Source organism: Vibrio sp. HS-50-1 (assembly GCF_024747315.1).
GTDB lineage: Bacteria > Pseudomonadota > Gammaproteobacteria > Enterobacterales > Vibrionaceae > Vibrio > Vibrio diabolicus.
In genome coordinates this window covers 45,951-52,286 of the sequence record NZ_JAMPZF010000026.1, presented here as the reverse complement: position 1 = coordinate 52,286, position 6,336 = coordinate 45,951, and the positions used below count along the sequence as shown (strand labels likewise).

The window sequence follows — 6,336 nt, the reverse complement described above, 5'->3', positions numbered from 1 at the left end:
TCCTAGGCATTACTCACCCGTCCGCCGCTCGACGCCGTTATCGTTCCCCGAAGGTTCAGATAACTCGTTTCCGCTCGACTTGCATGTGTTAGGCCTGCCGCCAGCGTTCAATCTGAGCCATGATCAAACTCTTCAATTTAAGATTTTGTTCGGCTCAATGAATACTGAACATTACATAACGTAATGTTTGAATTGACTGTGCTGAATCCTAAGATTCAATGGTCACTTCGTATCATTGAAACCTAATTTGATACCGAGGTATCTAATTGGATTATCATCAACGAGTGCCCACACAGATTGATAGGTCTATATTGTTAAAGAGCAACTCTTCTTTGTGATTGACATCACTTCGGAAGAGGCGGCCATTCTAGCGAGATAATTTATTGTGTCAAACACTTTTTTCAAATTATTTCGTTTTTCTTTTCAGCCTTATCAACTTTGCTTAAACCCTTGTGAGCCCTTGCCCTGTCGACGAGGAGGCATTATAGAGATCGCGCTCACATTGGCAAGCGTTATTTCTCAAAAATTGCAAAAATAATGGTTAAGCGATGAGTTTTCGATCAAAGCTTTATTTATTCAACTTTACCCCAAGAACTTGCACAACTTATCCACAGAGTTATTCTATAAAGCGTGTTTTTCGGATGCTATAAATAAAGAAAGCTGCTTTATTACAGCTTTCTTTATTTACTCTAAACTCGATTTAAAGGTCACTATGGTTATATGCCGGACCCATCTTGTTCTGAACCATCATCTTCATGTAAACCACACTCTCGTTTTAAACCAAAGAATCGAGTTTCTTCCTCTGACATTCCCGGCTCCCATTTACGAGTGGTATGAGTATCACCAACTGAAAGGTAACCTTCATCCCACAATGGGTGGTATTTAAGGCCGTGTTGTTCTAAGTAGTAATGAACGTCTTTATTAGTCCAGTCAATTACTGGCAAAAACTTAAACACACCGTTCTGAATTGATAGTATCGGTAAACCTGCTCGTGATTTACTTTGCTCTCGACGTAGTCCAGAGAACCACGTTCCAACATTAAGCTCTTTTAGCGCTCGACGCATTGGCTCCACTTTATTGAGCTTGTTGTATTTTTCAATTCCCTCTACACCCTGCTCCCATAACTTTCCATATCGAGCCTCTTGCCAATTCGCACTTTCTTTCGCTCGATAAACTTTTAAGTTTAGGTTGAGAGCATCTGTCAGCTCATCAATGAATTGATAGGTTTCAGCAAACAGGTATCCTGTATCGGTTAGAATGACGGGGATATCCGCTTTGACTTGAGTCACTAAATGAAGCATAACCGCGGCTTGAATACCAAAACTAGAAGAAACCGCAAACTCGCCCTCTAGATTTTCTAAAGCCCACTTTACTCTATCTTGTGCCGAAAGCTTTTCGAGCTCGACATTAATTTGAGCAAGACGGAGGATTTGCTCCGTCTTTGTTAATGTCAATAACTCTGTAAGCTCAAGCCTGGATGCTACAGAATCAAGCATGAAAGTCCCTCTTTGATACGAGCACTTCTTGGATAATACCAGCACGAATTGTGAAATCGCCGAAGGCTTCGCCTTCTTCACGCTCTTTCGACCATCGAGCCACCAGCAGATCAATCTCTTCTAAGATTTGCTTATCCGTGATGTTCTCTTTGTACATTTTTGGTACTCGAGTACCAGCACGGTTACCACCTAAATGTAGGTTGTAACGACCTGGCGCTTTACCAACTAAACCAATTTCAGCCAACATGGCGCGACCACAACCGTTTGGACATCCAGTTACACGCAAAATGATGTTGTCATTTTCTGGTAGGTTGTGCTTTTCCAAAATCCCCTCCACATCAGTAACAAACTGAGGAAGAAAACGCTCTGCCTCTGCCATTGCTAACGGACACGTTGGAAAGGCAACACACGCCATTGAATTTTTGCGCTGCTCACTGATATTGTCATCCATCAAGCCATGTTCACGAGCGATCTTTTCGATCTTCGCTTTTTCGCTTTTAGGTACCCCCGCAACAATTAAGTTCTGGTTGGCAGTCATACGGAAATCGCCTTTATGGATTTTGGCAATTTCAGCAACACCCGTCTTAAGTGGTTTACCTGGAAAGTCTAATAAGCGACCGTTTTCGATGAAAAGCGCTAAATGATATTTACCATCAATTCCTTCTACCCAACCAATACGGTCACCACGCTCAGTAAACTCGTACGGGCGGCTTGCTTCAAACTGAATGCCTGCTCGCTTTTCGACTTCGGCTTTAAAGACATCAGTACCTACACGGTCAAGTGTGTATTTGGTTTTGGCATTCTTACGGTTTGAGCGATTACCCCAATCACGCTGAGTGGTAACCACCGCCGCTGCAACATCAAGCGTTTTCTCTAATGGGATGAAACCTAAGTCGTCAGCGCGGCGCGGATAAGTTGACGTATCACCATGTGTCATCGCTAGGCCGCCGCCAACTAAAACGTTAAAGCCTACCAACTTGCCGTTATCCGCAATTGCTACGAAGTTAAGATCATTGGCGTGCACGTCTACGTCATTTTGCGGTGGGATAACCACTGTGGTTTTAAACTTACGTGGTAAGTAGTTCTTGCCTAGAATCGGTTCGTCTTCTTCAGTGCTTTCTACTTTCTCACCGTCCAGCCAAATCTCTGCATAAGCGCGCGTCTTTGGTAATAGATGCTCACTGATCTTCTTCGCCCATTCGTAAGCTTCTTGGTGTAACTCTGACTCCACTGGGTTAGTGGTACACAACACGTTACGGTTTACATCACCCGCGGTTGCAATCGAATCAATGCCAATACTGTTGAGCGTTTGATGCATCAACTTAATATTCGGTTTTAATACCCCATGAAACTGGAACGTTTGGCGAGTCGTCAGACGAATACTTCCATATAAAGAGTGCTCCGTTGCGAACTTGTCGATCGCTAACCATTGCGTTGGCGTGATGATGCCTCCAGGCATACGAGCACGAAGCATCACATTATGTAATGGTTCCAGTTTTTGCTTTGTGCGTTCATTACGGATATCACGATCGTCTTGTTGATACATACCGTGGAAACGAATTAACTGGAAGTTGTCGGCAGTAAAGCCACCAGTAATACGGTCCTGTAAATCTTGCTCAATGGTGCCACGTAATAGGTTGCTTTCTCGCTTCAGGCGCTCGTTATCAGATAGCGGCCCTAGCTCTTCGCCTAATACAATCTGCTTGTTATTTTCAGTAGAAAAAGTCATTAGTACACATCCCTCTGATAACGTTTCGCTTTACGTAGGTCATTAATAAATTGTTCTGCATCGTCACGCGGCATCTTGCCTTCTTGTTCAGCAACGATAACCAGTGCGTCGTGCACATCTTTTGCCATACGCGTTGCATCACCGCAGACATAGATATAAGCGCCTTCTTGGATCCACTGCCACACTTGAGCTGCGTTTTCTAAGATGCGATGTTGTACGTAAACTTTTTCTACTTGGTCACGACTAAAGGCAACATCCAATCGGCTTAGTACTCCTGACTTGAGGTACTTTTGCCATTCCACTTGGTACAAGAAGTCTTGAGTGAACGTGCGATCACCAAAGAACAACCAGTTTTTGCCTTCAGCATCACGGTTTTCACGTTCCTGAATAAAGCTACGGAATGGTGCGATCCCAGTGCCCGGACCAACCATGATAATTGGAGTGCTATCATCTTCCGGCAGTTTGAAGTTGTTGTTATGCTCAACGAATACTTTAACTTCATCTCCCTCTTCGAGACGCTGTGCTAAGAAGCTAGACGCACCACCATATCGTTTTTCGTCGTTTTGTTCGTACTCAACCAAAGCAACCGTTAGGTGTACTTCTTCATCGACCTCTTCTTGGCTTGATGCAATAGAGTAAAGGCGAGGAGTAAGACGACGAAGCAAACTAATCAACTCATCTGCGGTTAACTTGGTTTTCTTCTCTGCCAATACATCAACAATTTGAGTATTTGCAGAGTACTCGCGAAGTTTATCTTTATCGTCAACCAGCTTTTGTAGCTTCTTGCTACCGGATAACTCGGCAAACTTTGTAATGAGCTGTGGGTTAGATGTTGTGATTTCATATTTACTCACGAGAGCACTATGGATTGACAAGCTTTCGCCATCAACATCAACGGTTTCAACCCCAGACAAACCGACCTTACCAAGAATGGCATTAGCAAGTTCTGAGCTATTTTCAAACCACACACCTAGCGCATCACCAGGCTGATACGTTAACCCCGAACCTTCCAAGTCAATTTCTATATGACGAACATCCTTTCCAGAATCACGACCCGTGATTTTTTGACTGGTCAGTAACGTCGCTGTGTATGGGTTTTGTTTATTGTAAGGAGAGTGCGCGGTCGCCGCCTGACCCACTGGAAGTTGAACCACATCCGCTTCAGTGCCAGAAGAAAGCGTATCTTTTACCTTACCTAACGCATTCTTACGCCATTCAGCTGCTGGTGCTTCATAATCCACATCGCAATCAAGACGATCGATAAATGGGGTCGCACCTAACTTTGATAGGTAAGCGTCGAAGTCTTTACCAGTTTGGCAGAAGAATTCGTAGCTCGAGTCACCCAGAGCAATAACGCCATATTGAAGGTTTGACAGCTTAGGAGCTTTCTTAGATTGCAGAAACTCGTGTAGCTCTATAGCGTTATCTGGTGCTTCGCCTTCGCCGTTCGTCGATGCCACAATAATGACATGCGTTTCTTTGGCTAAGTTTTTACCTTTATAATCACTTGCATCAAAAAGTTCGACAGCAATTCCTTCTGCTTTTGCTTCCTGTTCTAGAGCTTCAGCAACGCCTTTAGCGTTGCCAGTTTGGGAAGCAAAAATAATACTCAACTTGCCTGCAGGCTTCGCTGATACGGCTGCCGTCGCTTGTGCAATTGGCGCTACCGCTGTATTTGGTTGATTTTGAGCTAATCCCCAAAAATACCCACTGACCCAAGCAAGTTGCTGTGAAGACAACTCAGAGACAGTTTGTTGGAGTGAGCTAATTTGTTGGTCATTCAGAGGGCTTGCGATTGGAGGATTTCCTCCTTGCCCATTATTATCTTCAGACACATTCTTGTGAGAATACTCATTCTTTTGAAAAGACATTATCACGACATCCCTATTCATTGCGTGATGATAGAGTACCCACTCTCCTTAATAACAAGAAAGAATAGAAGTGAATGTTTTATAACTTTTTGGAAGTAAGAACGGCTTACTTTTTGCTCATCGATCTTCAATGCGGACTTGTTGAAAGCCTACTGCCATTGCCGATTTTGACGCTGCATCCAAATCTTCATAAAGACATTCTTCACCATGACTGTCCGTCAGAAAAACAAAACCACCGCGCGCATGTCTGAACTCCACAACCCAGCCACCCTCTTGGATTGCAGGTTCAATAATCGCTTCGACAAGCTGGTTTTCACGGAATAGATGTCTTAGTTCGTTTATTGTCATCGCTATCCCTGCTTTAACTTTCACATTGCTCCTAGGTAAGCATGGTCTAAGTCAGCAAAATAGGCAGAAAATTCGATTGAATATAATGAAGTGATATAAAAAAACGCCGCTTATAAAGCGACGTTTTAAAAAATCGAGTATCTAATCTGGCTGCATTTAGAATGCGTATTCTGCACTCACAAAAAAGCCGTTAGCAAAAATAAACTCTTTCCCTAGATCCGACATGAATTTCTCGGACTCCAAATCAATCACGCGGTAACCACCACGAAAAGCCAGTTGAGCTTTTTCGAGCGGTACATGGTATTGAACACCTGCCATGAAATCAGTACTTTTGATACCTTTGTTGTCACCAAAGTTTATCTCACCAATCACATCAAAATTTGTGTCCGGAACTTGAATCTCTGCGTAACCGTACCAAGCCCAAATCAGCTCATCAAACTCTTCTATACGCTTGTTTGAGCCAGCATCAATGTATTTAGTGTCACTTAAATTACTGAATGTAACACCCGCATCAAAATGCAATAAATCATGCTCCAGAATTTGGTAGTACATGGTGAAATCAAGCTTATTGAACCCCATATAATCCGCATCAATGCTCGAGTAACGAAGACGCGCATTAGGAACGTATTTCACATCATGCTCAATCGCCGCGTAAAATGCGCCTGTTGTGCTGCTATCTCGTCTTACTTCATTTACTTTAGTGTCAGCAGCCCAGATCTCTGCGCCGACTTTCGTCGATACAGAATATTCTGCAAAAACAGGAAAAGATACTGCCAACGATAATGCTGTTAAAGCGATGGTCGCTTTATTTGTCATGTAGTGTGTACTCCGAGATAGCTGATGTTCACGTTGAAGACGTGAGAGGAAATATACCATACTCTCACGTCTCTCT

At 43.4% G+C, this 6,336-nt stretch carries 5 protein-coding genes and 1 rRNA gene; all 6 read right to left on the bottom strand.

Annotated features, from left to right (window positions below; translation table 11 throughout):
- Positions 1 to 139 (bottom strand): 16S ribosomal RNA (locus NDJ01_RS14095); the annotation flags it as partial.
- 577 nt (positions 140 to 716) lie between these two features.
- The gene (locus NDJ01_RS14090; protein ID WP_006743230.1) at positions 717 to 1,496 is read right to left on the bottom strand and encodes a phosphoadenylyl-sulfate reductase; all 780 of its coding nucleotides are present in this window, start codon (positions 1,494 to 1,496) and stop codon (positions 717 to 719) included.
- Complete coding sequence (cysI, locus tag NDJ01_RS14085) at positions 1,489 to 3,225, bottom strand: assimilatory sulfite reductase (NADPH) hemoprotein subunit (protein ID WP_074191317.1); 1,737 nt, start codon at positions 3,223 to 3,225, stop codon at positions 1,489 to 1,491. The genes NDJ01_RS14090 and cysI overlap by 8 nt, the downstream gene beginning before the upstream one ends.
- The gene (locus NDJ01_RS14080) at positions 3,225 to 5,096 is read right to left on the bottom strand and encodes an assimilatory sulfite reductase (NADPH) flavoprotein subunit (RefSeq protein WP_005398100.1); all 1,872 of its coding nucleotides are present in this window, start codon (positions 5,094 to 5,096) and stop codon (positions 3,225 to 3,227) included. The genes cysI and NDJ01_RS14080 overlap by 1 nt, the downstream gene beginning before the upstream one ends.
- Positions 5,097 to 5,213: 117 nt before the next feature.
- A complete protein-coding gene (locus tag NDJ01_RS14075; protein WP_005455817.1) occupies positions 5,214 to 5,444 on the bottom strand; it encodes a hypothetical protein in 231 nt (76 codons plus the stop codon).
- Positions 5,445 to 5,600: 156 nt separating this feature from the next.
- The gene (locus NDJ01_RS14070) at positions 5,601 to 6,260 is read right to left on the bottom strand and encodes a TIGR04219 family outer membrane beta-barrel protein (RefSeq protein WP_005398096.1); all 660 of its coding nucleotides are present in this window, start codon (positions 6,258 to 6,260) and stop codon (positions 5,601 to 5,603) included.
- Positions 6,261 to 6,336 lie beyond the last annotated feature (76 nt).

Excerpts from the sequence above, each read along its gene's own strand:
- NDJ01_RS14090 (WP_006743230.1), bottom strand. The coding sequence starts at position 1,496 with ATGCTTGATTCTGTAGCATCCAGGCTTGAGCTTACAGAGTTATTGACA.
- NDJ01_RS14070 (WP_005398096.1), bottom strand. The coding sequence starts at position 6,260 with ATGACAAATAAAGCGACCATCGCTTTAACAGCATTATCGTTGGCAGTA.
- NDJ01_RS14080 (WP_005398100.1), bottom strand. The coding sequence starts at position 5,096 with ATGTCTTTTCAAAAGAATGAGTATTCTCACAAGAATGTGTCTGAAGAT.
- cysI (WP_074191317.1), bottom strand. The coding sequence starts at position 3,225 with ATGACTTTTTCTACTGAAAATAACAAGCAGATTGTATTAGGCGAAGAG.
- NDJ01_RS14075 (WP_005455817.1), bottom strand. The coding sequence starts at position 5,444 with ATGACAATAAACGAACTAAGACATCTATTCCGTGAAAACCAGCTTGTC.